Here is a 26674-nt window from a genome sequence, read left to right on the forward strand (position 1 = left end):
CGCGTTTACCTCAGGGCTCGAAGCCACCGAGGAACAACTCCCACGCGCCCGCCAGCCGACCCGTGCCCAGGTCCACCGGCCCCAGCTGCGTGCCCAACACCGCGCCCGGCCCCTTCGTCGACAGCGACACGAAGTCCCTCACCGCGTCCGCGTCACCGAGCGCCTCCCGGGGAAAGCCTCGCGCCCACTGCACCACCCCATCCACGCGGTCCAGCTTCACCAGGAACAGGTTCATGCGGCTCTCCGCCACCCCCGCCATGGGGCCCGTGCCCAGGTCATCGCCCTCCTCGTATCGGCCGACGACGAGCGCCCCCTCCTGCTCGTCCAACGCGAGCCCCGTCCCCATGAAACCGAAGTCACGCAGCCAGCGAGGCGCACCCTCCGGGTCGAACGCCGCCACGAAACCCCTGCCGCCTCCAGGCTCCACCGCGCAGGTCCGCTCCAAAAACGTGAGCGGCGCGGTGAAGCCTCCCGTCACCAGCACCCGCTGCCCCCGCACCGCCACGCCCGTGGCCCGGCCCGAGCGCGTGTCGAGCCGCCGCTCCCACCGCGCCCGCCCTCGCGCATCCAGCTTCACCAGGAACGGCTGCGAGTCCAGGGCCCCACGCACACGCGAAGCCTGGAGCGCCCCCGCGACGTAGACCTGCCCCTCCGCGTCCACCGCCGCTGACACCGCCTCGCCCTGCCCTTCGTGCACATACGTCCAGAGCAGCGCGCCCTTCGCGTCCAGCTTCACCGCGGCGGGAACCCGACCCCGCTTCGCATCAAACACAGAGCCCACCAGCACCAGGTTGCCCAACCCATCCACGTCCGCATGCCGAGGAACCAGCGTGTCCGGCACCCCGAGCGCCTCCAGGCTCCGCGCCCGGATGAACACACCGTCACGTCCCAGCTCCAACAGGAACCGACCCGCCGGCAACGGCCCGCCTCCCAGGTCCGCCCCCGCCACGTTGCGCCCCACCACGAAGACGCGCCCGCGAGCGCTCACCGCGAGCACCTCCGCGAACCCGGGCAACGACAGCGACCACTGTCGCTCACCCCCCGTGCCGTAGCGCGCCACCGCGAAGGTCTCCGGTGTCACCGGCCCCGTGCGAGGGTTGAGCAGCGGACCGAAGAAGTCCGCCACCGCGGCGTCCGAGTTGAGCGCCACCACCACCTCGCCCCGCGCGTCGTGCGCGAGCCCCGCGGCCGATTCGCGCCCCGGCCCCGTCAACGGCCGCACCCACCGCGTCGCGCCCGTCGAACGCGGGCCCCGGGTGACACGCTCGACGCTCGAGTCCTTCTCCGGAGCCGGGAGCTCGTGCCGCTCACAGGCCAGGGCGAGCACCACCACCCCCCAGCCCACCCTCCAGCCCCGTCCGCCATGAAGCATCGCGTCGTGCCCCCAAACCACCTGCGCAGGCCCATGAAATTCCGAGGAAGCGTCGGGCAGGGTGGGGACCGGCGGCTGTCCGGTCGAGGGGCCCCCGGGTGCGAGATGACCAGCCGCATCTGGACGCGGGGCCCGCGCGTGGGCTCCAATCCACCGGGTGATGACCCAGGATGAAGTGGCGAAGGCGCTCTCGGACGTGGAGCTGGTGCCGTGCGCGGAGATGGCGCTGGCGGACGCGCGACGTCTGGTGGACGCATGTCTCGAAGCGGACGTCCCGGCGCTGGTGCACCGCGAGGCGTGCGCGAAGCCAGGCTGCAGCCCGAAGTTCCAGGTGCTGGTGCGCCCCGAGGACGGCGTGCGCGTGGCCACGCTGCTCCAGCAGCGCTGGATGGACAGCATCCAGCGCGAGGGCGTGCTGGCACAGGGCGCCGCGCCCTTCGTGCTGCCCGCGTCCGAGGAGGGCGAGCCCCCCTGCCCCGCCTGCGGCACCGTCGCGCCCCTGGTGGAGGGGGCGTGCGCCGACTGTGGTCTTCAGCTCGAGTAGCGACCGGGCGGCGCCTGCGGCGCGAGCCCGAGCACCCTAACCTTCCCGGGAGACACCCGGGACGGACTCCCCGAGCGCGGCCCCGCGCGGGGCAGCAGTGGAGGCACACGGATGGAAGTCAAAGGCGTGGCGTTCCTGGCACGGCAGCAGATGACGGTGCAGGCGCACGGTGAGCAGGCGTGGCGGGACTTCCTGGCGGACATCAAGAAACGCGAGCCCGTCTTCTCCCTGCCCATCCTCCCGGTGACGCGCATCCCGGTGGATGCGTTCCTCCGGTTCAACGAGGAGCTGCTCCAGCGCTTCTATGGCGGGGACCAGGGCGTGTGGTGGCAGTTCGGCGTGAAGTCCGCCGAGTACGCGCTGGGACAGGGGCAGCTCAAGGCGATGTTCAGCCCCGGTGACTTCCGCCGCTTCCTCTTCTTCACGCCCGGCATCTGGAAGGGCTACTTCACCGAGGGCGAGATGGAGGTGCTGCCGGGTCAGGGCTACACGGACCTGCACATCTTCAAGGTGCCCAAGCCGCACGTGTACTTCGAGCTGTCGGTGATGGGCTTCGCGGCGGGCGGCCTGACGTTCCTGGGCGCGAAGAACCTGAAGCACGAGGTGCTCAAGGGCTTCACGCGCAAGGACCCGGACGTGCTCTACCGCTTCAACGTGAGCTGAGCGCGGCGGTGGACGCGGACACGTCCAGGCGCAGGTCCGCCACCACCGGGTAGTGGTCGGACGCGTCCACGCGCAGCACGCGGCTGGCCACGGGCGTGAAGGCGTCACACGCCAGCACGTAGTCGATGCGCAGCGTGGGCAGGAACAGGGGCATGGGGTAGGTGCCCCGTGCTCCGCCCGTGGCGGCGACGACGTCCTTCATCTGCCGGCGCAGCAGGCGCAGCGGGTTCGAGTCCGGGTCGTCGTTGAGGTCGCCCATGAGCAGGTGGGGCCTCGTGTCCTTGGCGAGCAGGTTCGCCACGAACGCGCTCTGGCGCAGGCGCGCGCGGGCGTTGAAGGGTCGGCGGATGAGGTGCGTGAGGTAGACGCTCACCTCGCGGCCATCCACGTCCATCACCGCGTGGGCGAGCGTGCGCGGCTCGGCGCCCTGGGGGTTGGGCAGCGGGTATTGCGCGAGCGCCTCGAGCGGGAAGCGGGACAACAGCGCGATGCCGTACGCGCCGCCGTGGAGGTCCGTGGTGCGGAAGTGCGCGCGGTGGGGCAGGCCGGTGAGGCGCGCGAGGGCCTCCACCTGGTCCACGCCGCCAGCGCGGGCCGAGCCGACGTCGACCTCCTGGAGCGCGACGACATCTGGCACGGAGGCGCGGATGACGCGGGCCACGCCGTCGAGGCCGCGGGCACCGGACTGGATGTTGAAGGTCATCACCCGCAGCGTCCCGGGCTCGCGGTGCACGGCGGCCACGGGGACTTCGGGCGGGAGGAGACCGGGGCCGGTCGCACACGCGAGCGGCCCCAGCATGAGCAGCATGGGGAGGAGGCGGAGGTGCATGGGGCGAAGGCGCGATGCTACGTCGCGCCGTCGTCCGTTGTCGCCCCGCCCTCCGGGGCCTGTCCGATGGGCAGGCGGGCGGGCTACTCGTCGCGGCGGCGCAGGCGCGCGCCGAGCAGCATCAGCGCCGCGCCGAGCAGGGGCGCGCCGCCGGCGGCGGAGCAGCCACCGCTGTCATCATCGCCGCCGCCGTCGCCGCCACCATCACCGACCTTCACCTTGAGCTGGGTGCCCGCGGACGCGTCACCGGTGTCCTCGCCGTTGCCGTTGGTGGAGTTGCCGGCGCCGAAGAGGGTGAGGGTGGTGCCGGTGGACGGGGCGACGACGCTGAAGGCGAAGCGCACGGAGCCGTCGGTGAAGGGCTTCGGCTGGGAGTGGGTGAGCTCGCCGGAGAGCTTCTTGGAGTCGGAGCCGCCGGCGGTGAGGGTGGCCTCGCCGTCCACGGCGACGTTGTAGCCACCGCGCACGCCGGGGCCGCCGGTGATGACCAGGGTGTAGCTGCCCGTCTGGCCGGGGTTGAGCGTGGCGGGGCCCTCGATGGTCACCGTGGGCGCGGTGCCCGAGCGCGAGTGGCAGCCGGAGGAGCAGGTCTGCCCGCTCTTGCCGCTGTAGTTGCTCTGGCCGGTGGCGTAGGCGAAGGCGGAGCCGGAGACGAGGCACGCGGCCAGGGCGGCGGCGACCTTGAGGGACGGAAGGAACGACTGCATGAAGCCTCCAGGTTGAGGAACCCGAGAAGGAAGGGGGAGACCTTCATACCGCGACGCGGCAACGCTTCCCAGCACTCGCCCGGGAGGGCCCACGTGACGGTTTCGTCGAGGGTTTCGCTCCCGCGCGAGGACTCCAGTCACTCGGTATCAGAGGTCCCGGCCGACACCTCGTAAGGGTGCGCAAGCCACTGGCAAGAGGCGGCTCGAACACATGTCTCACGAGGGGTTCGCGAGGCCGCGGGTGATGGACTCACCGCCCTCCTCGCACCCAGCGGACGTGCCCCGCGTGCCCGTCAGGGTGACACACGGGGGAGGTCCGGAGCGACGGGGCCGTTGATTTCTGGGTGGCCCCATCGTAGGCAACCGTCCTCTTTCCACGACTTTAGAAGGGTGCTCCGCACATGGCCGAGAAGCTCACGCCCCGCGAGAAGGGCTTTTCCGAGTGGTACGTCGACGTGGTCCAGAAGGCGAAGCTCGCCGACTACTCGGACGTGAAGGGCTGCATGGTCATCCGGCCCAACGGCTACGCCATCTGGGAGAACATGCAGCGCGTCCTGGACAAGATGTTCAAGGACCTGGGCCACAAGAACGCCTACTTCCCGCTGCTCATCCCCGAGAGCTACCTCAAGAAGGAGGCCGAGCACGTCGAGGGCTTCAACCCCCAGCTCGCCGTCGTCACCCACGCGGGCGGCGCCAAGCTCGAGGAGCCCTACGTCATCCGGCCCACCTCCGAGACCATCATCAACCGCAGCTTCGCCAAGTGGATCCAGAGCTACCGCGACCTCCCCCTGCTGCTCAACCAGTGGGCCAACGTCATGCGCTGGGAGATGCGCACCCGCCTGTTCCTGCGCACCACCGAGTTCCTCTGGCAGGAAGGCCACACCTGTCATGAGACCGAGGAGGACGCGGAGAAGGAGACCCTCCAGATGCTGGAGGTCTACCGGACCTTCGCCGAGGACTACATGGCCATGCCCGTCATGACGGGCCGCAAGTCCGAGTCCGAGCGCTTCGCCGGCGCCCTGCGCACCTACAGCATCGAAGCCATGATGCAGGACAAGAAGGCCCTGCAGGCCGGCACCAGCCACAACCTGGGCCAGAACTTCGCCAAGGCCTTCGAGACCAAGTTCCAGGGCCGCGACGGCCGCGAGCACTTCGTCTGGCAGACGTCCTGGGGCGTCTCCACGCGCCTCATCGGCGGCCTCATCATGACCCACTCGGATGACTCGGGTCTCATCGTCCCGCCGAAGCTCGCCTCCAACCACGTCGTCATCATCCCCATCTTCGGCAAGGCCACCGACGCGGAGAAGGCCCAGGTCCTGGAGAAGAGCCACGGACTCGCCGCCGACCTGCGCAAGGCGGGCCTGGGCGTCGTGGTGGACGACGACGACAGCAAGGGCCCGGGCTTCAAGTACTTCGAGCACGAGCTCACCGGCACCTGCGTGCGCATCGAAATCGGGCCCAAGGACCTGGCCAAGGGCACCTGCGTCATGGTGCGCCGCGACCTGAAGGTGAAGGAGTTCATCCCGCTCGGCGAGGCCGCCGCCAAGGCCCAGTCCATGCTGGACAGCATGCAGAAGGACCTGTTCCAGAAGGCCAAGGACTTCCGCGAGGCGCACACCTTCGAGGTCAACTCCTACGAGGAGATGAAGGAGAAGGCGGACGCGGGCTTCCTGCTCGCCCACTGGAACCTGGACCCCAAGGTGGAGGCGCGCATCAAGGAGGAGACCGGCCTGACCACGCGCAACCGGCCCTTCGCCCTCAAGCAGGAGCCGGGCAAGTGCATCGTCACCGGTGAGGACTCGCCGGGCCGCATCGTGTTCTCCAAGGCGTACTGAGCCGTCCCTTGTAGACACCGAGGGCCGTGGGAGGAGCCGTGTCGCTCCCCTCGCGGCCCTCGCGCTTTCTCAGCCCACCTCGCGCAGCGCCCGCCGTCCCGGGACGAACGTCGCCACCGGCTCCGTCTTGCCCGCGACGGGCAGCGTCGTGGCCGGCTCGAACGACAGCGAGGGGTCCGCCTCGCTCGCGCGGCACGTGGCCTCCGACACCAGCATGGGCACGCCGACCTTCTTCGTCAGGCCCTCGATGCGGCTGGCCAGGTTCACCGCGTCGCCAATCACCGTGTACTCGCGCCGCTGCGCGCTGCCCACGTCCCCCACCACCACGCGCCCGGTGTGGATGCCGATGCCGATGCGCAGCGGCTCCTCTCCGCGCGCCACGCGCTCGGCGTTGAGCGTCTCCAGCGCCTCCAGCATCGCCAGTCCACACGCCACCGCGGAGCGCGGGTGCCCGGGCAAATCCAGCGGCGCGCCGAAGTACGCGAGGATGCCGTCGCCGATGAACTTGTCGAGCGTCCCGCCGTGGCGGAACACCACGTCCACCATGCGCGACAGGTACTCGTTGAGCAGCGCCACCACCTGGGGGCTCTCCATGCGCTCGGACATGGAGGTGAAGCCGCGGATGTCGGAGAACAGCAGCGTCACCTCGCGGTGCTCACCGCCCCCGGCCTCGGAGCCGTGCTGGGCAATCTGCCGCGCGACCTCCGGCGAGAAGTAGCGCCCCAGCCGCTCCAGGCGCATCTCCTCGCGCGCCACCTGCGTCACCAGCCCCAGCACCTGCCGGCCGATGAAGGACGCGGCCGCCGCGCCCAAGGACAGCACCAGCACCAGCCCCGGCAGGAACGCCTCCCACGCGAGGCCCGCCTGGAACACCAGCGCGGCCTCCAGGCCGATGGCGAGCGCGGTGGCCAGCACGACGATGACGGGCGAGAGCGTCACCAGCGACACGAGCACCACCAGCACGATGTACACGCCCAACGTCAGCAGTGAAATCGGCACCGCGTTGTCGTTGTCCACCGCGCCGATGGCAAGCGACTGGAGGACGAAGATGGCGGGCATGTCCAGGAACGCGAGCCCGAGCGCCGGACGGCGTCCCAGCGAGGGCCACCTGCGCGCGCCGGCCCACAGCGCCACGGCCAGCACCAGGTAGGCGACGAGCACGGAGGGCGGCACGCGCCACTCGAGCTGGAGCGCCATCCCCAGCCAGCACACCACGCCGACGGCGCGGACACGGTTGAGCCACTCGCCGACCTGCGCGCGCCACCCGGCCAACCTCCGCCGCAGCGTATCCTCGACCTGGGAGAGCCTCCGCATGCCCCTGTCACGCTAGCCCACCCTCCCCTCGCCCCTCCAGGGAGGTCCGAGACACGAGCCTGGGTCCTCGCGGACGGCTATCCTCGCGGGCCGGAGACATCCATGGCGAGCATCGGTCACGTGGCGGTGGGGCTGGCGTTGGGGAGGTACGAAGCGAACGGCAGGGCGACGAGGCGGCTGCTCGCCTCCATGGCGCTGTTCTCCGCGCTGGCGCTCTTGCCCGACGCGGACGTGGTGGCCTTCGTGTTCCGCATCCCCTACTCGGCGCCCTGGGGACACCGCGGCGCGTCGCACTCGTTCGCCTTCGCCGCGGGCATCGCGCTGCTGGTGGCCCTGGTGGCGAGGTGGCGAGGCGCCTCCGCCACGAGATGGGGAGGGCTCGCGTTCCTCGCGGTGGCGAGCCACGGGCTCCTGGACGCGCTCACCGACGGCGGGCTGGGCGCGGCGCTCCTGTGGCCCTTCTCCAACGCGCGCATGTTCGCGCCCGTGCGTCCGCTGCCCGTGTCCCCCATCGGCGCGGGCATGCTGTCGCCGCGAGGGATGTACGTCGTCGGCGCGGAGCTGCTCGCGTTCATCCCCCTCTGGGCCTATGCGCTCTGGCCGCGCCGGTCCGCGAGGAGGAGCTGAGCCATGCGACTGTTCACCGCCGTCACGCTGGGCGATGTCATCGAGGCGCGCGCCGCCGGGGAGCTGTCGCGACTGCGCGCGCTGGCGCCCACGGCCCGCTTCGTGCGCGCCGAGGGGGTGCACCTCACGTTGGTGTTCCTGGGGGAGGTGGAGTCCTCGCGGCTGCCCGCCATCCGTGAGGCCCTCGCGTCGGTGGGCCCGCGCCACGCGCCGTTCACCTTGTCCGTGGGAGGCGGCGGCACGTTCGGCACGCCGTCACATCCGCGCGTGCTCTGGTCCCACGTGCGCGGAGACGTCGAGGCGCTCGAGGCGCTGCAGGCGGACACGGCCGCGCAGCTGCTCCCGCTCGGCTTCGAGCCCGAGCACCGCGACTACGCGCCCCACCTGACGCTGGCCCGGGCCAAGGCGCCCAGGGGCGACCCCGCGCTGCTCGCGTGCGCGCAGGCCCTGGCGAGCGTCGAGCTGGGCGAGGGGCGCGTGGACCGGCTCGTGTTGTTCGAGAGCCGAGGGCCCGACTACGTCCCCGTGGTGGAGGTGCCGCTCACGCGCGCGAGCTGATGGCGCGTGGTCGCGCCCCGCTCCAACGCGGTGCCAGCTCACCCGCTCACGCGCGGACTGATGGCGTGTGCCACAAACGAGCCCACACACCGCGCCAACGCGGTGCCAGCTCACCCGCTCACGCGCGGACTGATGGCGCGTGCCCCAGACGAGCCCACGCACCGCGCCGACGCTGCGCCCACTCGTCCGAGCCCACGCACCGCGCCGACGCGGCGCCCACTCGTCCGAGCCACGGCGAGGGCAGACTCCCACGGTGTCAGGACGACCTCCCCCGGACGCGCGCTGGCACCACCCCTGCAATCCACCCAGCCGAGCGCACGCAAGCGCCGGAAAGGACGGGCACATGCGGTGGATGATGGGGTGGGCGCTGTGGCTGTGGGGACTCAGCGCGGTCGCGGCGCCACGCGATGCGCTGGAGGCGAAGCTGCGGACGGGGGACATCGTCCTGCACACCTCGCGCTCGCGGCAGTCGCAGGCCATCCAGGTGGCCACGCACAGCCCGCTGTCCCACGTGGGCCTGGTGGAGGTCACCGAAAAGGGCGCCTTCGTGGTGGAGGCCGTGCAGCCCGTGCAGCGCGTCCCCTTCGCGAAGTGGAAGGCGCGCGGCGTGAAGGACCGCATCCTGGTGCTGCGCGCGGAGGACGTCGACGCGAAGACGAAGCAGCGCGTGCTCGCGGCGGCCAAGGCCCATCTGGGCAAGCCGTACGACTGGCGCTTCGAGTGGGGCGACGACGCGATGTACTGCTCGGAGCTGGTGCGCAAGGCGTACGCCCAGGGCGCGGGCGTGGAGTACGGCGAGCTGGAGACGCTGGGCTCGCTCGATGTCGAGGGCCTGCGCAAACAGATGCGTGAGCGCTACGGCGCCAAGGTGCCCCTCGAGCTGACCCTGATAACGCCGGCGAGCCTGGCCCGGGATACCCGCCTGTCTGTGGTTCACTCGGATTTTCCGGAAGTGCCGTAGCAGGGCCTTCCGCATATCCGGGGTGTATTCAACCCCGTCACGCGAACGCGTGAGACAGGGCCCGGAGCAGGTAGACTCCGTCTCATGAGACGCCTCCTGCTCGTACTCCCCTTGGTCCTCATCGTCGGCTGCAAGAAGGACGTCACCCAGGGCGCGGTGAAGGTCACGGTGAACTACACCCGTTTCCTGCCCGGCTGCCTGCGCGTGCAAGCGCGCGACGTGGAGAGCGGCAAGGAGCTCACCCAGGACGTGACGGAGGTGCGCGGGACGCGGGCCCAGGGCGGCACGATGACGGTGGGCGTGGCGCCTCCGACGGACTGGGGAAAGACGGTGGAGGTGCGCGCCACGGCCTTCGAGCAGGCCTGCGTGGGTGACGGCGTGGTCACCGACTCGCAGCGCGTGACGCTGGTGATGGATGCCATCCAGGACACCACGCTGACGTTGCAGGCGGTGGACGCGGACCAGGACGGCTATGTCGACGTGAGCAGCAACGGCACCGACTGTCGGGACGACGTGGCCGACATCAACCCGGGCGTCGAGGAGCGGTGCAACGACCGGGACGACAACTGCGACGGCGTCGGTGACGCGGAGCACTTCCAGCTGGGCGCGAGCTGCTCGACGTCGGATGACTGTCACGGTGTCTACCGCTGCGACCTGACGGACTTCGTCCAGTACTGTGAGACGCCACCGAGCCGCAGCGTGTATCCGGACAACGACAGGGACGGTCACGGACAGCTGGGCTCCGAGCCGCTCCTCGTCTGCAACGCCACGCCCGAGGGCTACACGTCGGGGCCGCCGGACGACTGCAACGACAACGCCTTCAGCGTGCACCCGGGCAGCCAGGACCGCTGCGACGGCGAGGACACCAACTGCGACGGCCGGCTGGACGAGGACTTCCCTCAGCTCACCCAGGCGTGCACGGACGCGTTCCAGTGCGCGGGCGCGCATGCCTGCGCGGAGGACAAGCTGGGGGTCACCTGTGTGTCCACGGTGACGCCGACGGCCTGGTACCCGGACGAGGACGGCGATGGCTTCGGCGCGGCCTCCGGAGAGGTGCGCTCCTGCGTGAAGCCCGCGGGCGTCTGGGTCACCAACAACACGGACTGCAACGACGGCAACGCGCGCACGTATCCGGGCGCTCCGGAGATTTGCGACGGGCTGGACAACGACTGCGATGATCAGCCCGAGAACGCGCAGGCGGTGTGCCCGGGTGGCGCGGCTCCGGCATGGAGCAGCCGGACCGTCACCAGTGGAGGACAGAAGCACTGGTACTCCGCCTCCTCGTGGACGAAGGGCGGCGTGTGGGTGGGCGGCCACGACGACCGGCTCGCGAAGCTGGTGCCGAGCGCCACCAACTTCTCCGTCACCTCGGACACGGGCTGCGGCGCGTCCGACACGCAGTGGCGCGCCGTCTGGGCCGACCCTGGCAACAATGGCCGGGTGTGGCTCGGCTCAGAGGGCGGCAAGAAGGCGCACCAGGACGTCAACGCCTCGGGTTGCACCCAGGTGTCGGACGATGACAAGTGGATCTTCGGCCTGACGGGCGTGAGGAACGGCGGGGTGCTCACGATTCACGGCGCCGCGTCGCCCAATGACACCGACTCAGCGACGACGGGCCAGGCTTTCGCATGGGATGGCGGCGGCACGCTCGACTACAATGCCGCCAACAACCCGCTCCCCAAGGTCGAGGACGTGCATGGCATCTCCCATGCGCACCTGCTGCTGGTGGGCGGGCAGTCGGGGGGCCCGCGGGTCTTCCGGTTCAACCCGGGCAACAGCCGCTGGGAGTCGGAGAACGCCGAGCAGGACACGATTGGAGCCCAGCGCCTGCGAGGCGTCTGGGTGGTCAACGAGCGGGTGGCCTTCGCCGTGGGCGACGGTGGAACGGTGTTGAGGAAGGTCAACGGCACGACGTGGACCCGGCAGACCTTCCCCAACAACCATCAACTGACGTCTGTCATCGCCTTCGGCGCTGGCTCGGCGTACGCCACCTGCGCCAACCAGCACATCTACCGGTACGACGGGCAGTCGTGGACGAATGTCTACTCGGGAGACAGGCGCTACAACGACATCACCGGAACGGGTCCCGATGACCTGTGGGTGGTCGGCAACGACGGGCGCATCGTCCGCTGGCCGGCGTGGCCGTAGCCGCTCGAGTCACCCGCCCCGTCGCGCCACCACGAAGCGGCGGGTGAAAAGGAACGGAGTGCCCCGCGCATGCGCGGGGTACGCCTGACGCAGCCGGGGCCGCAGCTCCTCCACGAAGGCCTGGCCCTCCTCGCCCCCCAGCGCCGCCAGCACGGGGCGCAGCGTCGTGCCCAGCAGCCACTGGAGCACCGCGTCCTCGCCCGGCAGCAGGTGCAGGTACGTGGTCTCCCACGCGTCCACGGACAGGCCCAGGTCGGAGAGCAGGGACTCATAGCGCTCCAGCGTCTCCACGGGCCTGCGTCGCACGGGCGCGAGCTTCGCGGCGAAGCGCGGCAGGCCGCGCACCTCGTCGACGAGCCGATGTGAGGGCGCCTCGAAGTTGGCGGGGACCTGGAAGGCCAGCACGGCGCTCGGGGCCAGCTTCGCCACCAGGCGCCCCATCAACGTCGCGTGGTCCGGCAGCCAGTGCAGCGCCGCGTTCGACACGAGCACGTCCAGCGGCTGCTCCGGACTCCAGTCCGCCAGATCCCCCACCTTGAAGCGCACGGTGGCCGAGCCCGGACGGCGGCGCGCCTCCTCGACCATCTCCACCGAGGAGTCCACGCCCACCACCCGGGCCCGGGGCCAGCGCTCGGACAGCACGCGCGTGAGGTCCCCCGTCCCGCAGCCCAGGTCCGCCACGTGCGAGGGGGACTGCGCGTCCACGCGCGACAGCAGCTCGAAGAACGGGCGCTTCCGCTCGTCACGGAAGCGCGTGTACTGCGTCGGGTCCCACATGCCTGTCCTCCCGGTGACGCGCCCACGTCGCGCACCGGAGGATGTAACCCACGACGTGGGCCCGTGCTCGCACACCGACGTGCACCGTGAGGTGGAGCACTCGGGCCCCACCTCACGCCTCACGCTCAGCGTCGGATGCGCAGCACCTGGAAGCCCGTCCCCGCGCTCCCGAAGCCGCTCACGTTCTCCATCCGCACCACCAGGTCCCCGGAGGGCAGCACGCCCCACACGTCGGCGCGCGCCAGGTCCGCGCCACCCAGCCGCTCATACCGCCGCGCCTCGCTCCACGTCGCCCCATCGCCGCTGGTGAACAGCCGCACGAAGACATCCCCCGCCGCGTGCACGTCCCCGGCGCTGGACCACGCCGTGCCCAGCACCCAGCCACCGCCGGGCGCCGCCGCCAGCGAGTACGCCGGCCCCGGCAGCTCGAACACCGTGCTCACCTGCCCCGTGCGCGACACCCGCAGCAGCTTCGGATGCTCGGGCTCGAAGAGCGTCGACTGGCCGAGCAGCAGCGTGCCGTCCGCCAGCACCCCGCCCGCCACGCCGTTGGCCGCGTAGCCCTGCAGCATCGACGTCCACGTCCGCCCGCCATCCGTCGAGCGCAGCACCGCCGCCTGCGTCTTGTTGCTGCCCATCATCGCCCACAGCGCGCCCGTCGCCGGGTCCGCCACCAGCGCATGGCCATGCCGGTGCGCCGTCAGCGTGGAGCGCACACTCCAGCTCGCCCCGCTGTCCGTGCTCGCCCACAGCCGCACCGGCACCGCGGACGAGGTGAACGTCTGGTACTCGAGGAAGAACCAGGTGTTCCCGAGCTGCGCGAAGCTGCGCGGCCCCATCGCCCGGTAGCTGCCCAGGCTCACCTCGTCCCGCCACGTGCGCCCGCCGTCCGTCGAGCGCTTCAGGAAGTACGCGCCGCTGTGACTCACCACCGCCAGCAGCGTCCCGTTCGACATCGCCGCCATCGTCCACAGGTTGCCGCTGTCCTGGCTCCGCGCGGAGAAGCTCACGCCCCCATCCGTGCTCGCCATCAGCCGCGAGCGCTCGCCCCCCACCGCGAGCCCGTACAGCGTGCCGGCCCCATCCACCGCGAGCAGCTCGTGACTGGAGGAGGAGCGCACCACGTCGAGCGAGAACGGCCCCTCCCCCTGCGGCTCCTCGTCCCGCACCCACGCCACCCGCGACACCGTGCCCCGCGAGCTCGCGTCCGGCGCCTCGCCATACAGGCACGGCACCTCCGCGCTGTCCGAGGGCAGCACGTCCACCGCGTTGGGATAGCCCTTGAACGTCGCGTCCCCATCCAGCGTCACCGCGCTGCCCAGCGTGCCGTCCGGCGCGAGCACCCTCGCGCGCAGCTCGTAGTGCGCGTTGAGCACGCGCATGCGGTTGTAGAAGATGTAGAGCGAGTCCCCCACGCGGGTGACGGCGGCCTGGATGGCCCAGTCCGACGTGCCCTCCACCAGCGTGCGCGGCCCGAAGGACGTCCCGTCGAAGCGCCGGTAGTACAGCCGCTCCTGCTCGTCCTTGTAGACCAGGTGCATGCCGCCCCGGCCGTCCGCCACCGCGCTCAGCGCCGCGCCATGGTAGATGCCGTCGGAGAACGCCTCGCGCACGGGCGCCCAGGTGCCCGTCGGGTCCTCGTCGTCACGCACGCGCATCCGCGTGGGCACGAAGCCGTCATGCATGGCGTAGACGAAGACCAGCCGCGTCCCCACGCTCAGCAGCCGTCCTCCGCCGCGCCTTCTCACCTTGTCCAGCGCCTGGTGCCCACCGAAGCTCTGCCCCCCGTCCGTGGACACCGCCACCACCGCCGTGGAGCCGCCGTCGGACTCCAGCCGGAAGGCCTGCACCCACAGCCGCCCCTTCGAGTCCCGCGCGAGCAGCGCCCGCGAGTAGCCCGTGCTCGCGTCCGCGTTCATCACCCGCACCGCCGGCTCCGGCGTCCACGTGTCCGCGCCGGACTGGTAGCGCCACCACTGGAACCAGACGTCATGCCGGCTGGAGGGCTCCAGCTGTGGCCCCTCGTAGGAATACACGAGCGCCACGTCCCGCCCCACCGCGAGCAGCTCCGCCCGGTCCGCGTGCGTGGCATCCGACTGGATGTCGCCCACCCGCCGCACCGTGCGCAGCGCGTCCTCGGAGCGGTAGAGCACCAGCCCCTTGGACTCCACGTTGCCGTGCTGGATGGCCACCAGCAGGCTCGCGGGACGACCACTGCCTGTCTCGACTCGAACGATGTGGCGCTGCGCCGGGAGCGTGAGGGCATTGCCCCCGCTCACCGGTACCAACGCCGTCCCACCCGCCGCGAGCACCGCGGCGAGCAAGGCCCCTGCAAGCCCTGTCATGAATCCCCTCCCCGGACATCCGAGGAGAGAATGTGGGCGAGCACCTACCGAGGGAAGTCACCCCGCAGCGTGCGGGCCCCCATCCGTTGAACAGCAACGGGGCCCGTGTCGCCGGCTGCACGCTCCCCAGCGAAGGGAGCGCGGCCCGGGGCGAGCCCTCCGACTACTTGGCGCGACGACGCTTCGCGGGGGCGGGAGCGCCCGCATCCGGGGCACCGGCGTCCGGAGCGGTGGCCTCGACAGCGCCTGCGTCCGGGTCCGTGCCACCGTCACCCACGCCACCATCCGCGCCCGCCGCGCCCGCGCGCGGAATGGCCGGAGGAGGATTCACCAGCCCCAGCGAGCCCAGGAAGTCCTCCGCGCCCGGCGCGCCGATGCTCGGGTTGTAGAGGACCAGCATGGTGTAGAGGCGCGGGCCCACCAGGTAGTTGCGCGCGCGCACCTCGCCGTTGGGCGAGGACACCGTGTAGGACTTGCCGGGGTAGCCATCCAGCGTGAGCTCCTGCTCGTTGCTGACGGTGCCCTTGAGCTGGTTGGTGAGGCCGTCGCGGCCCTCGTTGAGGAACGCCTCGGGAGGACGGCTCGCGACGACCTTCTCCGGGTAGTCCGCGGTGCTGATGGAGTAGATGACGCCCTCGGCGGTCTGCAGCGAGTACGCCGCCGTGGAGACCTCGCCCGCGGGGATGTTCACCTTCTGGCGCTGGACCTGGGGCTGGCCCGGCATCTTCACGGTGAAGCCCTCTTCGGCCGTCACCTCGGTCAGCTGCGGGCCCGCGGCGGCGGCCGGCTGGCCCCCCGACTCACCGCCCTCGTTCGGCAGCTCCTCGACGGTGGAGGTCGCCTGCTGGTTGGGGTCGGTCTTCTGGGCGCTGACGCACGCGAGTGAAATCAGCGACAGGGTGGCAAGGGCGGCAAGGAGGCGAGACAACGAAGGCATGGGCGCGCTTCCTGAAATTTGGTGTGGGAGATGAACGCGGTGCGTCGGACGACGCTAATAGAACTGCTCGACTTCTGACTACCCGAGATTGGGACAGCCGCCAGTTTCCAGGTGTCACGCACACCCCAGAAGCGTCCGCGGCCGGACGGAAGCGGGCGCTTCGGAGGCTGAAAATCGGCCTCCGGAAGCTATTCACCCAGGTAGGCCCGGCGCACCTCCGCGCTCTCCAGGAGCGCCTTGCCGGGGCCCGCCATCGCCACCTCGCCCGTCTCCAGCACGTAGCCGTAGTGGGCGCAGTTGAGCGCCAGGTGGGCGTTCTGCTCCACCAGCAGCACGCTGACACCCGTCTGGTTCACCTCGCGCAGGGTGCGGAAGATGGTCTCCGTCACCTGCGGGGCGAGGCCCAGCGAGGGCTCGTCCAACAAGAGCAGCTGGGGCCGGCTGAGCAGCGCGCGGGCGATGGCCAGCATCTGCTGCTCGCCGCCGGACAGCGTGCCCGCCATCTGGGTGCGCCGCTCCTTGAGCACGGGGAAGAGCGTGAAGCTCTTCTCCATGTCCGCCTTCACCTCCGCGGTGTCGCGGCGCAGGTAGGCGCCCAGCTCCAGGTTCTCCAGCACGGACATGTTGGGGAAGATGCCCCGCCCCTCCGGCGCGTGCGCCATGCCCCGGGGCACCAGCTGGTGCGCCTTGAGGTGGGTGGTGTCCTGGCCGCCGAAGCGAATCTTCCCGGCGCTGGCCTTGAGCATGCCGCTCACCGCGCGCAGGGTGCTCGTCTTGCCCGCGCCGTTGGCGCCGATGAGGGCGACGACTTCACCCTTGCCCACCGTCAGCGACACGCCCTTCAGGGCCTGGATGGCGCCGTAGTGGACCTTGATGCCCTCCACCGTCAGGAGCGGCGCGAAGGCCTGGCGCTCACCCAGCGTCTTCACCTGCGCCTCGCTCACGCCGCGCCTCCGTGACTCTCCAGGTAGCTGTCGCCCAGGTACGCCTCGATGACCTTGCGGTCGCTGCGCACCTCGGCGGGCGCCCCGCGCGCGATGGTCTCGCCGTGGTCCAGCACGGTGATGCGCTCGCAGATGCCCATCACCAGCTTCATGTCGTGCTCGATGACCAGCACACCCAGCTTGAAGTCGTCGCGCAGCTTGCGGATGAGCACCATCAGGTCCGCCTTCTCGCGCGTGTTCATGCCGGCGGCGGGCTCGTCGAGCAGCAGCACCCGGGGCTGGCTGCCCAGGGCGCGGGCAATCTCCAGCCGGCGCTGCTCACCGTAGGGGAGGTTTCGCGCCTCCTCGTCGCGGCGGTGCGACAGGCCCATGACCTCCAGCAGGTGCTCGGCCTGCTCGGTCAGCCGCCGCTCCTCGCGCTGGAAGCCCGGGGTGAGCAGGAGCGAGCGCCACCAGTCCGCGTAGTTGTGGGCCGCGTTGCGCAGCTTGGAGCCCACGCTGAGGCTGGACTGGTGCAGCGCCGTCTGAGCACGGCAGGCCACCTTCACGTTGTCCAGCGCGGAGAGCGCGCGGAACAGGCGGATGTTCTGGAAGGTGCGCGCCACGCCCAGCAGGTTGATTTGATGCGGCTTGCGCCCGTTGACCTGCGTGCCGCTCACGCGCACCACGCCCTGGGTGGGCTGGTAGACGCCCGTCAGCACGTTGAACGCGGTGGACTTGCCCGCGCCGTTGGGGCCGATGAGGCCCAGCAAGTCCCCCTGCCGGATGGACAGGTGGAAGTCGGTGAGCGCCTTGAGGCCGCCGAACTGGATGCTCACGCCGTCCGCCACCAGCACGGGCTCGGGGGACGTGGAGGAGAGGGCCGTCACGTTCGCGCTCACGCCAGCCCCCGGCGCTTGCGGGGCAGCCACCGTGGCAGCACGTCCCAGATCTCCTTCGTGCCGAACAGGCCCTGGGGCCTGGCGAGCATCAAGACGACGAGCAACAGGCCGTAGATGGGCATGCGAATCTGGTCCACCCGCTGCGCCAGGCTGCCCTCGGTGCCCAGCGCGCCGAACAGGGAGCGCATGCCTTCGGGCAGCAGCGTCAGGAAGATGGCCGCGACGAAGGCGCCCGTGGTGGAGCCCAGGCCGCCCAGCACCACCATGACGACGATTTCCATCGAGCGCACGAAGGTGAAGGAGCCGGGGTTGATGATGGGCACGAAGTGGGCGAACAGGCCGCCGGCGATGCCCGCGAAGAACGACGAGAAGACGAACGCGCGCACCTTGTAGCCGGTGGTGTCCACGCCCATGGCCTCGGCGGCCACCTCGTCCTCGCGGATGGCCCACAGGCTGCGGCCGTGGCTGGAGCCGGCGATGCGGCGCGCGGCCAGCACCACCAGGAACACCCAGAAGAACACCATGCCGGGGCTCGAGTACTGGGGGATGCCCGACAGGCCCAGCGCGCGGCCGAACGCGTCCGTGTTCTGAACCACGACGCGGATGATTTCGCCGAAACCCAGCGTGACGATGGCCAGGTAGTCACCGCGCAGGCGCAGGGACGGCAGGCCCACCAGGAAGCCGCACGCCGCCGCCGCGACGCCGCCCGCGAGCAGCGCCACGGTGAAGAGCACCTGGTCGCTGGCCGCCACGGGGAGGAAGGACAGCGCCACCTCCTTGAGCTGCAGCGAGCAGTACCCGGCGATGTACGCGCCCACGGCCATGAAGCCCGCGTGGCCGATGGAGAACTGCCCCGTCATCCCGTTCACGATGTTGAGGCTCACCGCGAGGATGATGTTCACGCCGACGACGGACAACAGGTACGTGGCGAAGTCGGAGCCGCTCAGCGCCCACTGGAACAGCACCAGCGTGGGGATGGCGACGAGGACCGGCAGCACGCCACGCAGCGAGGGCGGCACGAGCGTGCGGGCCTCGGGGATGGGAAGCGCGGGGGTCTCCATCAGACCTTCTCCGCGGCGACCCGGCCGAACAGGCCACCGGGCTTCACGAGCAGCACCAGGATGAGGAAGCCGAAGGCCACCGCGTCGCGCCAGGTGCTGGCCGCGTAGCCGACGACGAACTCCTCCACCAGCCCCAGCACCAGCGCGCCCACCACCGCGCCCGGCACGTGGCCGATGCCGCCAATCACCGCCGCGACGAAGGCCTTGAGGCCCACGTACAGGCCCATCAGCGGGCTCACCGACGTGTCCTTGATGGCGTAGAGCAGGCCCGCGCCCGCGGCCAGGCCGCTGCTGAGCATGAACGTCAGCGCGATGACCCGGTCGGTGGGAATGCCCATCAGCGCCGCCACCCGGTGGTCCCAGGACACCGCGCGCATGGCCCGGCCGAAGCGCGTGCCGAACACCAGGTACTGCAGGCCCACCATCAACCCCACGGCGATGAGGAAGCTGATGACCTGCCAGTTCCACACGACGACGTCGCGGTCCCCGATGATGAGCCACTCGGTGGGCTCGATGATTTCGGGGAACGCGCGGGGGCTGGCGCCCGGCAGGAAGCCGATGTCCAGCTGGAAGCCGTAGGACAGGGCGAAGGAGATGCCGATGGCGGTGATGAGCGCTGTCAGCCGGGGCTTCTCGCGCAGGGGACGGTAGGCGAAGCGCTCGATGAGGAAGCCCATGAGCGCGCAGCCCAGCATGGCCACCGCGAAGACGGCGGCAATGCCCAGGAACGAGCCGCGCGCCTCGCGTCCAATCGCGAACGCGGTGGCGTAGCCCATGTAGACGCCGACCATCATGACGTCGCCGTGGGCGAAGTTGATGAGCTTGAGGACGCCGTACACCATCGTGTAGCCGAGCGCGACGAGCGCGTAGATGGTGCCGGCGGCCAGGCCGTTGATGAGGTGCTGGAGGAGCTGCGCCATTTAGGGATTGATGGTCGTCACGTACTGCGTCTTGCCATCCCCGACCTTGAGGACGACGGCGGACTTCACGGCGTTGCGCTTCTCATCCAGGGTGACGGTGCCCGCCACGCCCGGGAAGTCCTTGGTCTGGGCAATCGCGTCGCGCACGGACGGGCCGCTCAAATCCTTGGCGCGCTTGAGCGCTTCAATCGCCACGCGGGCCGCGTCGTAGCCCAGCGCCGCGAGCGCGTCCGGGACGCCGCCGTAGGCCGCCTTGTAGTCCGCGATGAACTTCTGCACGCGGGGGTCCGGGTTGTCCGGCGAGTAGTGGTTGGAGAAGTAGCTGCCGGTGATGGCGCTGCCACCCAGCTCGAAGAGCTTCTCGGAGTCCCAGCCGTCGCCGCCCATCAGCGGCACCTTGAGGCCCACCTCGCGCGCCTGGCGGGCGACGACGCCCACCTCGCTGTAGTAGCCCGGCACGTAGATGCCATCCGGCTGCGTCTTCTTGATGGCCGTCAGCTGCGCGCGGTAGTCGGTGTCGCCCTGGCTGTAGCTCTCCGTGGTGGCGATCTTCCCGCCCATCTCCGTGAACTTGCGCGTGAACACGCCCGACAGGTCGATGGAGTAGGCGCTCTTGTTGTCCTGCAGCACCGCCACCTTGCCGAGCTTCAGGTCCTCGCGGGCGAACTTCGCCATCACGAAGCCCTGGAACGGGTCGATGAAGCACACGCGGAAGATGTAGTCGCCCTTCTCCGTCACCGTGGTGTTGGTGGACGAAGGGGTAATCATGGGCACGCCCGCCGCCTGCGCCTTCTCCGCCATGGCCAGCGAGTTGGACGAGGCCACGTCGCCCAGGATGAGCACCACCTTGTCCTGGGTGATGAGACGGGTGGTGGCCTGCGCGGCCTCCTCCGGCTTGCTCTGGTTGTCGTAGACGCGGATCGCCAGCTTCTTGCCGTTCACGCCGCCGGCGGCGTTGGCCTCCTTGAGCGCCAGCTCGATGCCGTTGCGCGTGGAGATGCCGAACGTCGCCTGGCCGCCGGTGAGCGCGCCCACCTGGCCCAGCAGGATGGTGTCCGCGCCCGCGGGCGTGCCGCCGCCGGGGCTTGGGGCCTGTCCCTGCGCGGCCTGCGTGCCGGCCTCACCAGAAGGGGTGGGCTGCGTCTTCTTCTCGCAGGCGGCCGCCAAGACGGCGAGCGCGGCGAGCAGCATCGGGGCAAGGCGTCGCATGCGGAGCAATCCTCCTCAACAGGGGGTGCTGCGAGTCAAAGCCCCGGTTTTCTAGGGGAGCCCTCTCCATGGGTCAAGCGCGCTGCCAGACAGGCCCTCCCCCCACGTACCCTCCGTGCGGCGCGTCACGCGAGCCCCCGTCGAGGGCGGAGCGCTCGAATCCCAGGCTCCCGCGTCATCCCACCCGCTTCGCCGGGGGTGCCCGGAAAGTGGACAGGGCCGGAGTTCGCGCGGGCGGGCGGGCATGGGGCGCGACGGCGACCACGGGGGCGAGCCCTGAGCACGCATGTTGGCGAGACACTGTTCATCCGCGGACCCGCTCCCACCTTCCCGGTGATGCAGCAGGAGGCATTCAGGAGGAGCCAGCCATGCTCAAGAACAAGAAGGACGTACGCGAAGGGATGGTTGTCCGCAGCATCGACGACGAGAAGCTCGGCAAGGTCTTCGCCATCGGCGACGACGCGTTCCACATCGAGAGAGGCCTGTTCTTCCCCAAGGACTACCGGGTCTCCTTCACCGAGGTGAGCGAGATTCGCAACGGGGAGGTCATCCTCAACCGCGGCAAGGAGGCCCTGCAGCAGGTCTCCGAGGCGGAGCGCACCCGGAGCGGCGCGGACCTGGGCACCGCCGGCGCCATGGGGCTGGCGTCCGAGCGCACGGTGACGGAGACGCGCGTGCGGGAGACGGACCTGAACGCGGGCCGGGCCTCGGTGACGCCGCTGCCCACCACGGGCTTGAAGGAGGACGTCGGCTACCAGGCCAACATGAAGGCGGACACGGAGCTGCGGCGCGCCAAGACGGAGTGGAACGACAACCGTGACATCTCCATCCCCGTCCACCGGGAGCGGCTGAGCGTGGAGAAGCACGACATGCAGGCCGGAGAGCTGCGCGTGCACAAGGAGATCGTGGAGGAGGAGGAGGTGGTGAAGGTCCCCCTGCGCCACGAGCGGGTCCGCGTGGAGCGGCGGGCGGTGACGTCGGACACGCCGGTGACGGGCGCGTTCAAGGACGAGACCATCGTCGTCCCCCTGCACGCCGAGGAGGCGGAGGTCATCAAGCGCCAGGTGCTCGACGAGGAGGTCGTCATCCACAAGGACGTCGTCGAGGAGGAGCGCCGCTTCACCGAGCGGGTGCGCCACGAGAACGTGGACATCCGCACCGAGGGCGAGGTCGACGCGCCGCGCACCCTCAACGCGACGTCCGACGACCCGTCGCTGCGCCGCTCCTGAGGCATCGGTCGCGTGAAGTGAAGGCATGGCACCCGGCCACCGCTCCCCGACAGCACGGGGGCGGTGCCGGGGTCAGCGCGCGGCCTTCTTCTGGGGCTGGGGCGAGGGACGCGGGCGCGGCTCGGTGTCCACGTCCTCGATGTCCTGCTCCACCGCGGGCGGGGACACGCCCAGGCGGCCCTGCGCCTCGGTGCGGTCCAGCTGCTGCAGCTCGCGCAGCCGGTCCGGGAAGTGCCGGGCCATCAGCCGCGCCAGCTCCGCGTCCTTCACCGGCGTGAGGGCGTCCTGCAGCCGCTCCGCCATCTCCAGGGCGTCGGAGAAGCGCGCCGTGGGCGACTTGGCCAGGGCCATCTCCAGCACGTCCCACAGCGGCTGGGAGATGGAGTCCGGGCGCGTCAGCCGCTCGTCGCAGATGGCCTGCATGGAGCGCAGCTCGTCGCCCCGGTCGAACGCCCGCTTGCCGGTGAGCGCCTCGTAGAGGATGAGCCCCATCGCGAACAAATCACTGCGCGCGTCCAGCCGCTGCCCCCGCGCCTGCTCCGGGGACATGTACAGGGGCTTGCCCTTCACGATGCCCGGCAGCGTTATGGTCCGCTGGGCGCGCGCCTTGGCCACCCCGAAGTCGAGAATCTTCACCCGCCCGTCGAAGCCCACCATCAGGTTGTGCGGGGACAGGTCGCGGTGCACCAGGTGCAGCGGCTTGCCGTCCTCGCCCTTGAGCGAGTGCGCCGCCTGCAGGCCGTGCAGCGCCTGCACCACCACCGCCACCGCCTGCTCGGGCATCAGGGGCCCCCGGCGCGCGCGCAGGAGCCGGTCCAGGTCCACGCCCCGCACCAGCTCCATGGCGATGAAGTACGCCCCCTGCGCCTCGCCGAAGTCGTACACGTGCACCAGGTTGGGGTGCGCCAGCCGCAGGCCGATGCGCGCCTCGTCCAGGAACTGCTGGACGATGGCCGGGTCCGCCGTCAGGTGCGGGAGGATGCGCTTGAGGGCCACCAGCCGGCCCAGCCCCTCGGGGCCCCGGGCCCGCGCCACCAGCACCTGGGCCATGCCGCCGGTGCCCAGGGGCGTGAGGACCTCGTACTTGCCGATGCGCCCGCGCGGCACCGGCGTGTCGTCCATGGCCAGGTCGTCCAGCCGCTCCAGCGGGCCCTGCCCGTCCGTCAGCGCCAGGAAGGCCAGCACCGACGTGTCGAGCTGCTCGCCGATGGCCTCCACCAGCTTCATCACCAGCCCGCCGCCGTCCGGGAAGGCGCCCTCCACCGCGAGCCCCATCCCGCCCAGCTCCAGCGTGCCCAGCTTCAGCCGGGTGCAGAAGAGCATCCGCCCGTTGGGCAGCCGCTTGGGGCCGCGCCAGAGCGCCGCCTCGAACACGTCCGCGCCCAATTCGCCCAGCACCCGCGTCAGCACGGGCCCCCGGGTGCCGCGCAGGGAGACGAAGCCCGCGGGCGCATGCACCATGCGCGCGCACTGCGTGAGGAAGACGTCCAGGCCCGCGTCCAGCGTCAGGCCGCGCTGGAGGCAGTCCTCCAGGATGTCGTCCGCCATCCGCTGCACGGCCACCAGCCCACGCAGGAACGCGACCTCTGTCTCCAAGGAAGGGAATTCCACCCCCCTATTACAACCTGGGAGGGATTCCCCGGGAAGCCAGGGACCAAGAACAGCGTGCGTGGGTCAACGACACCGCGTGGGCTAGACGCGCTCGCGGTCCTTCAGGGCCGTGGCGCCGGGCGGCAGGCGCTCGGAGGGGCTGGTGGGGAGAACCACGCGGCGGTCCTCGATGAGGCCGTGGGCCTCCAGCACGCGCTCCAGGTAGGCCACGCGCTCGCGCAGCAGGGCGTTCTCCGGGTGGGAGCCCAGCTGGGCCTCGCGCAGGCGGATGAAGGCCTCCAGCACGGGCTTGAGCGAGAAGCGCAGCGTCAACCCCAACAGGGGGATGCCGCACGTCATCGCCACCACGAGCACCATGACGACGCCTTCGACTGGATCCATGACTGAGACCTCGGAACGGACAGGGGGTGACTGACTCTACGCCGGAAGGGTTCCGGCGATTGCATCCCCCCGCCCGTGAGGCGGGTGCTTCAGCTCGCCTGGCCCGTGTAGATGGCGTCGGCGATGCGGTAGGCGCTGCCCTCCAGGCGCTGGAAGGCCTCCTTGAGGGCGACCGGGTCGGAGGTGTTGAGCAGGCCCTTGAGCCGCTCCAGGTCCGACTTGATCTCCTCGCGGTCCTTCTCCGACAGGAGGCTGGCGTACTCCTCCAGGCTCTTCTCGGTGGTGTAGATGAGGCCGTCCGCGTTGTTGCGCAGCTCCGCCAGCTCCTTCTTCTTCTTGTCGTCGGCGGCGTGCGACTGGGCGTCGTTGATCATCGCCTGGATTTCGGCCTCCGACAGGCCGGAGTTGCTCACCACGCGCACCTGCTGGACCTTGCCGGTGCCCAGGTCCTTGGCGCTGACGTGCACGATGCCGTTGGCGTCGATGTCGAACGACACCTCAATCTGCGGCACGCCACGCGGCGCCGGCGGGATGCCCACCAGCTCGAAGCGGGCCAGCGTCTTGTTGTCCGCCGCCATCTCGCGCTCGCCCTGGAGCACGTGCACACTCACCAGCGGCTGGTTGTCCACCGCGGTGGAGAACACCTGGCTCTTCTTGCAGGGGATGGTGGTGTTCTTGTCGATGATCTTCGTGAAGACGCCGCCGGCCGTCTCGACGCCCAGGGACAGCGGCGTCACGTCCAGCAGGAGGACGTCCTTCACCTCGCCCTTGAGCACGCCGCCCTGGATGGCCGCGCCCACGGCGACGACCTCATCCGGGTTGATGCCCTTGTGCGGCTCCTTGCCGAAGAACTCGCGCACCTTCTGCTGCACGCGGGGCATGCGCGTCATGCCGCCCACCAGGAGCACCTGGTTGACGTGCTGCGCGGTCAGGCCCGCGTCCTTCAAGGCGATCTTGCAGGGCTCGATGGTGCGGTCGATGAGGTCCGCCACCAGCGCCTCGAAGGTGGAGCGGTCCACCGTCTCCGTCAGGTGCTTGGGGCCGGAGGCATCCGCGGTGATGAACGGCAGGTTCACCTCCGTCTCGGGCGCGCTGGACAGCTCGTGCTTGGCGCGCTCGGCGGCCTCCTTCAGGCGCTGCAGCGCCATGCGGTCGCGGCGCAGGTCCAGGCCGTTGTTCTGCTCGGCGAAGCGCTTGGCCAGGTAGTCGATGAGCCGCTGGTCGAAGTCCTCGCCGCCCAGGAACGTGTCGCCGTTGGTGCTCTTCACCTCGAAGACGCCGGCGGTCAGCTCCAGGATGGAGATATCGAACGTGCCGCCGCCCAAATCGTACACGGCCACGCGCTCGGTGCCGCCGTCCTTGACCTTGTCCAGGCCGTACGCGAGCGCCGCGGCGGTGGGCTCGTTGATGATGCGCAGGACGTTGAGGCCCGCGATGCGGCCGGCGTCCTTGGTGGCCTGACGCTGGCTGTCGTTGAAGTACGCGGGGACGGTGATGACCGCCTCGGTGACGGGCTCGCCGAGGTAGTCCTCCGCCGTCTGCTTCATCTTCATCAGGACGATGGCGGAGACCTCCGGCGGGCTGTGGCCCTTGCCGCGGATCTCCACCCAGGCGTCGCCGTTGGGGCTCGCGGCCACCTTGAAGGCGCTCACGCCGATGGCCTTCTTGGCCTCCGGCGAGTCGAACTTCCGACCGATGAGCCGCTTCACGGCGAACACGGTGTTCTCCGGGTTGGTGATGGCCTGCCGCTTGGCAATCTGGCCCACCAGCCGCTCACCGGAGTCCGTGAAGCCCACCATGGAAGGCGTGGTGCGGCTGCCCTCGCTGTTGGGGATGACCACCGGCTCGCCGCCTTCCATGACGGCGACGCAGGAGTTGGTGGTCCCCAGGTCGATTCCAATCACCTTGCCCATGATGCTTACTGGCTCCCCCCGGAAGTGCTGTCCGTGTGCTGCTCGGGTGCTTCGGCCCGCGGCTCGGCTTCCGCCGGAGGTGAGTCCTCGGCGGGCGCGGGGGTGGATGAGGCGGCGGCGTCCACGACGGGCGCGGCGACGGCCTCGGGCGCGCGCGCGACGACGACCATGGCCGGGCGCACCAGGCGCTCGTTGAGGAAGAAGCCGCGCACCACCTCGTAGACCACGTGGCCCGCGGGCGTGTCGGCCGTCTCCACCTGCTGGATGGCCTCGTGCATGCGCGGGTCGAACGGCTGGCCCTTGGCGCTGAAGGACTTCACGCCGTGGCGGCCGAGCGCGTCCTCGAAGGACTTGCGCGTCATGGCCACGCCCTTCTGGAAGCTCTCGATGTCGGGCGACTTGGTCGCGGCCTCGAGCGCGCGGTCCAGGTTGTCCATCACCGGGAGCAGGTCCTTGAGCAGCTTCTCCGAGCCGAAGCGCTGGACCTCCTCCTTCTCCTTCTGCGCGCGCTTGCGGTAGTTCTCCAGGTCCGCGGCGGCGCGGACCATGCGGTCCTGCGCCTCCTTGGCGCGCTCGTGCGCCTCGCGCAGCCGCTCCATGGTCTCGCGACCCTTGGCCTGGCTGAACTCGACCTGCGCCTTGAGCGACTCCACCTCCTGACGGAGCTGGGCGACCTCTTCCGCGGTCGCGGAGGGCGCTGGGGAGTCCTGGGGAGGCACGGAATCCTCGGGGGCGACGGAGGCGGCCGCGTCCTCGGAAGCAGCGGCCTGGGGGGCCTCCACCTCGATGACGGTCACCTCTTCATCCTCCATGCGACGCTCGACGCTGCGGACCGCCGCGTCGATGACGTCCTGCCCGATTTCCGCCTGGATGCTGTCCTTTTCACTGGAGCCGGCCACGGCGCGCAC

24 protein-coding genes are annotated in these 26674 nt (G+C 70.5%); 8 read left to right on the forward strand and 16 right to left on the reverse strand.

From position 1 onward, the window contains the following. Window positions 1-10: 10 nt before the first annotated feature. Window positions 11-1372, reverse strand: a complete 1362-nt coding sequence (locus tag AC6JA9_RS37825; RefSeq protein ID WP_223782734.1) for a hypothetical protein — start codon at window positions 1370-1372, stop codon at window positions 11-13. Window positions 1373-1532: 160 nt separating this feature from the next. On the opposite strand from AC6JA9_RS37825, the gene AC6JA9_RS37830 reads away from it, so the two are divergent. Both AC6JA9_RS37830 and AC6JA9_RS37835 read left to right on the forward strand, forming a co-directional pair. Next, on the forward strand, window positions 1533-1916 hold the full coding sequence (locus AC6JA9_RS37830) for a hypothetical protein (RefSeq protein WP_194869560.1): 384 nt from the start codon (window positions 1533-1535) through the stop codon (window positions 1914-1916). A gap of 111 nt (window positions 1917-2027) precedes the next feature. Further along, the gene (locus tag AC6JA9_RS37835; protein ID WP_223750733.1) at window positions 2028-2579 is read left to right on the forward strand and encodes a hypothetical protein; all 552 of its coding nucleotides are present in this window, start codon (window positions 2028-2030) and stop codon (window positions 2577-2579) included. Here AC6JA9_RS37835 and AC6JA9_RS37840 read toward each other — a convergent pair. Then, window positions 2566-3408: an endonuclease/exonuclease/phosphatase family protein gene (locus AC6JA9_RS37840; RefSeq protein ID WP_223782735.1), complete on the reverse strand. Its 843-nt coding sequence runs from the start codon at window positions 3406-3408 to the stop codon at window positions 2566-2568. The two genes, AC6JA9_RS37835 and AC6JA9_RS37840, sit on opposite strands and share 14 nt — an antisense overlap. 83 nt (window positions 3409-3491) lie before the next feature. Then, window positions 3492-4115, reverse strand: a complete 624-nt coding sequence (locus AC6JA9_RS37845) for an MXAN_6652 family MXYO-CTERM-anchored protein (protein ID WP_141332736.1) — start codon at window positions 4113-4115, stop codon at window positions 3492-3494. 401 nt (window positions 4116-4516) lie between these two features. On the opposite strand from AC6JA9_RS37845, the gene proS reads away from it, so the two are divergent. Continuing rightward, window positions 4517-5950, forward strand: a complete 1434-nt coding sequence (gene proS, locus AC6JA9_RS37850; RefSeq protein WP_223750730.1) for a proline--tRNA ligase — start codon at window positions 4517-4519, stop codon at window positions 5948-5950. A gap of 69 nt (window positions 5951-6019) precedes the next feature. Here the strand turns inward: proS and AC6JA9_RS37855 are convergent, their stop codons facing one another. Then, entirely contained in the window at window positions 6020-7264 is a 1245-nt protein-coding gene (locus tag AC6JA9_RS37855; RefSeq protein WP_497958598.1) for an adenylate/guanylate cyclase domain-containing protein, read from the reverse strand. A 102-nt stretch (window positions 7265-7366) separates the two neighbouring features. Here AC6JA9_RS37855 and AC6JA9_RS37860 point away from each other — a divergent pair, with 102 nt between their 5' ends. From AC6JA9_RS37860 to AC6JA9_RS37875, 4 genes are all read left to right on the forward strand, one after another. Further along, a complete protein-coding gene (locus AC6JA9_RS37860) occupies window positions 7367-7891 on the forward strand; it encodes a metal-dependent hydrolase (RefSeq protein WP_223750728.1) in 525 nt (174 codons plus the stop codon). A gap of 3 nt (window positions 7892-7894) precedes the next feature. Then, on the forward strand, window positions 7895-8449 hold the full coding sequence (gene thpR / locus AC6JA9_RS37865) for an RNA 2',3'-cyclic phosphodiesterase (protein WP_497958599.1): 555 nt from the start codon (window positions 7895-7897) through the stop codon (window positions 8447-8449). A gap of 343 nt (window positions 8450-8792) precedes the next feature. After that, complete coding sequence (locus AC6JA9_RS37870) at window positions 8793-9410, forward strand: YiiX family permuted papain-like enzyme (RefSeq protein ID WP_223750726.1); 618 nt, start codon at window positions 8793-8795, stop codon at window positions 9408-9410. A gap of 84 nt (window positions 9411-9494) precedes the next feature. Then, window positions 9495-11558, forward strand: coding sequence for a putative metal-binding motif-containing protein (locus tag AC6JA9_RS37875; RefSeq protein WP_223750725.1), 2064 nt, complete (start codon window positions 9495-9497; stop codon window positions 11556-11558). 9 nt (window positions 11559-11567) lie between these two features. Here AC6JA9_RS37875 and AC6JA9_RS37880 read toward each other — a convergent pair whose 3' ends face one another. The 8 genes from AC6JA9_RS37880 to AC6JA9_RS37915 all read right to left on the reverse strand — a co-directional run bounded on the left by AC6JA9_RS37880 (window position 11568) and on the right by AC6JA9_RS37915 (window position 20632). Next, window positions 11568-12335 carry a methyltransferase domain-containing protein gene (locus tag AC6JA9_RS37880; protein ID WP_497958600.1) on the reverse strand — a complete coding sequence of 256 codons (768 nt, stop codon included), beginning with the start codon at window positions 12333-12335 and terminating at the stop codon, window positions 11568-11570. A 125-nt stretch (window positions 12336-12460) separates the two neighbouring features. After that, window positions 12461-14680 carry a WD40/YVTN/BNR-like repeat-containing protein gene (locus tag AC6JA9_RS37885; protein WP_497958601.1) on the reverse strand — a complete coding sequence of 740 codons (2220 nt, stop codon included), beginning with the start codon at window positions 14678-14680 and terminating at the stop codon, window positions 12461-12463. A 163-nt stretch (window positions 14681-14843) separates the two neighbouring features. Further along, the gene (locus AC6JA9_RS37890) at window positions 14844-15617 is read right to left on the reverse strand and encodes a hypothetical protein (RefSeq protein ID WP_223782740.1); all 774 of its coding nucleotides are present in this window, start codon (window positions 15615-15617) and stop codon (window positions 14844-14846) included. A 188-nt stretch (window positions 15618-15805) separates the two neighbouring features. After that, window positions 15806-16561, reverse strand: a complete 756-nt coding sequence (locus AC6JA9_RS37895) for an ABC transporter ATP-binding protein (protein WP_267699255.1) — start codon at window positions 16559-16561, stop codon at window positions 15806-15808. Further along, a complete protein-coding gene (locus tag AC6JA9_RS37900) occupies window positions 16558-17442 on the reverse strand; it encodes an ABC transporter ATP-binding protein (RefSeq protein WP_370640426.1) in 885 nt (294 codons plus the stop codon). The genes AC6JA9_RS37895 and AC6JA9_RS37900 overlap by 4 nt, the downstream gene beginning before the upstream one ends. Further along, window positions 17439-18503, reverse strand: a complete 1065-nt coding sequence (locus AC6JA9_RS37905; RefSeq protein WP_223750720.1) for a branched-chain amino acid ABC transporter permease — start codon at window positions 18501-18503, stop codon at window positions 17439-17441. Before AC6JA9_RS37905 ends, AC6JA9_RS37900 begins: the two co-directional genes overlap by 4 nt. Then, window positions 18503-19423, reverse strand: a complete 921-nt coding sequence (locus tag AC6JA9_RS37910) for a branched-chain amino acid ABC transporter permease (protein ID WP_046716478.1) — start codon at window positions 19421-19423, stop codon at window positions 18503-18505. The genes AC6JA9_RS37905 and AC6JA9_RS37910 overlap by 1 nt, the downstream gene beginning before the upstream one ends. Further along, window positions 19424-20632, reverse strand: coding sequence for an ABC transporter substrate-binding protein (locus AC6JA9_RS37915; protein WP_223750719.1), 1209 nt, complete (start codon window positions 20630-20632; stop codon window positions 19424-19426). It lies immediately after the preceding gene. A gap of 368 nt (window positions 20633-21000) precedes the next feature. Between AC6JA9_RS37915 and AC6JA9_RS37920 the strand changes: the two genes are divergently transcribed. Further along, on the forward strand, window positions 21001-21861 hold the full coding sequence (locus AC6JA9_RS37920) for a YsnF/AvaK domain-containing protein (protein ID WP_223782741.1): 861 nt from the start codon (window positions 21001-21003) through the stop codon (window positions 21859-21861). Between the two features lie 72 nt (window positions 21862-21933). Here the strand turns inward: AC6JA9_RS37920 and AC6JA9_RS37925 are convergent, their stop codons facing one another. The 4 genes from AC6JA9_RS37925 to grpE all read right to left on the reverse strand — a co-directional run bounded on the left by AC6JA9_RS37925 (window position 21934) and on the right by grpE (window position 26674). Continuing rightward, entirely contained in the window at window positions 21934-23409 is a 1476-nt protein-coding gene (locus AC6JA9_RS37925; RefSeq protein WP_497960819.1) for a serine/threonine-protein kinase, read from the reverse strand. A gap of 144 nt (window positions 23410-23553) precedes the next feature. After that, window positions 23554-23853, reverse strand: a complete 300-nt coding sequence (locus AC6JA9_RS37930) for a hypothetical protein (RefSeq protein ID WP_223750717.1) — start codon at window positions 23851-23853, stop codon at window positions 23554-23556. 89 nt (window positions 23854-23942) lie between these two features. Beyond that, on the reverse strand, window positions 23943-25766 hold the full coding sequence (gene dnaK / locus AC6JA9_RS37935) for a molecular chaperone DnaK (RefSeq protein WP_141326698.1): 1824 nt from the start codon (window positions 25764-25766) through the stop codon (window positions 23943-23945). Window positions 25767-25771: 5 nt separating this feature from the next. Next, window positions 25772-26674 carry a nucleotide exchange factor GrpE gene (grpE, locus tag AC6JA9_RS37940; RefSeq protein WP_223750716.1) on the reverse strand — a complete coding sequence of 301 codons (903 nt, stop codon included), beginning with the start codon at window positions 26672-26674 and terminating at the stop codon, window positions 25772-25774.

This window comes from Myxococcus sp. MH1, from assembly GCF_059738865.1.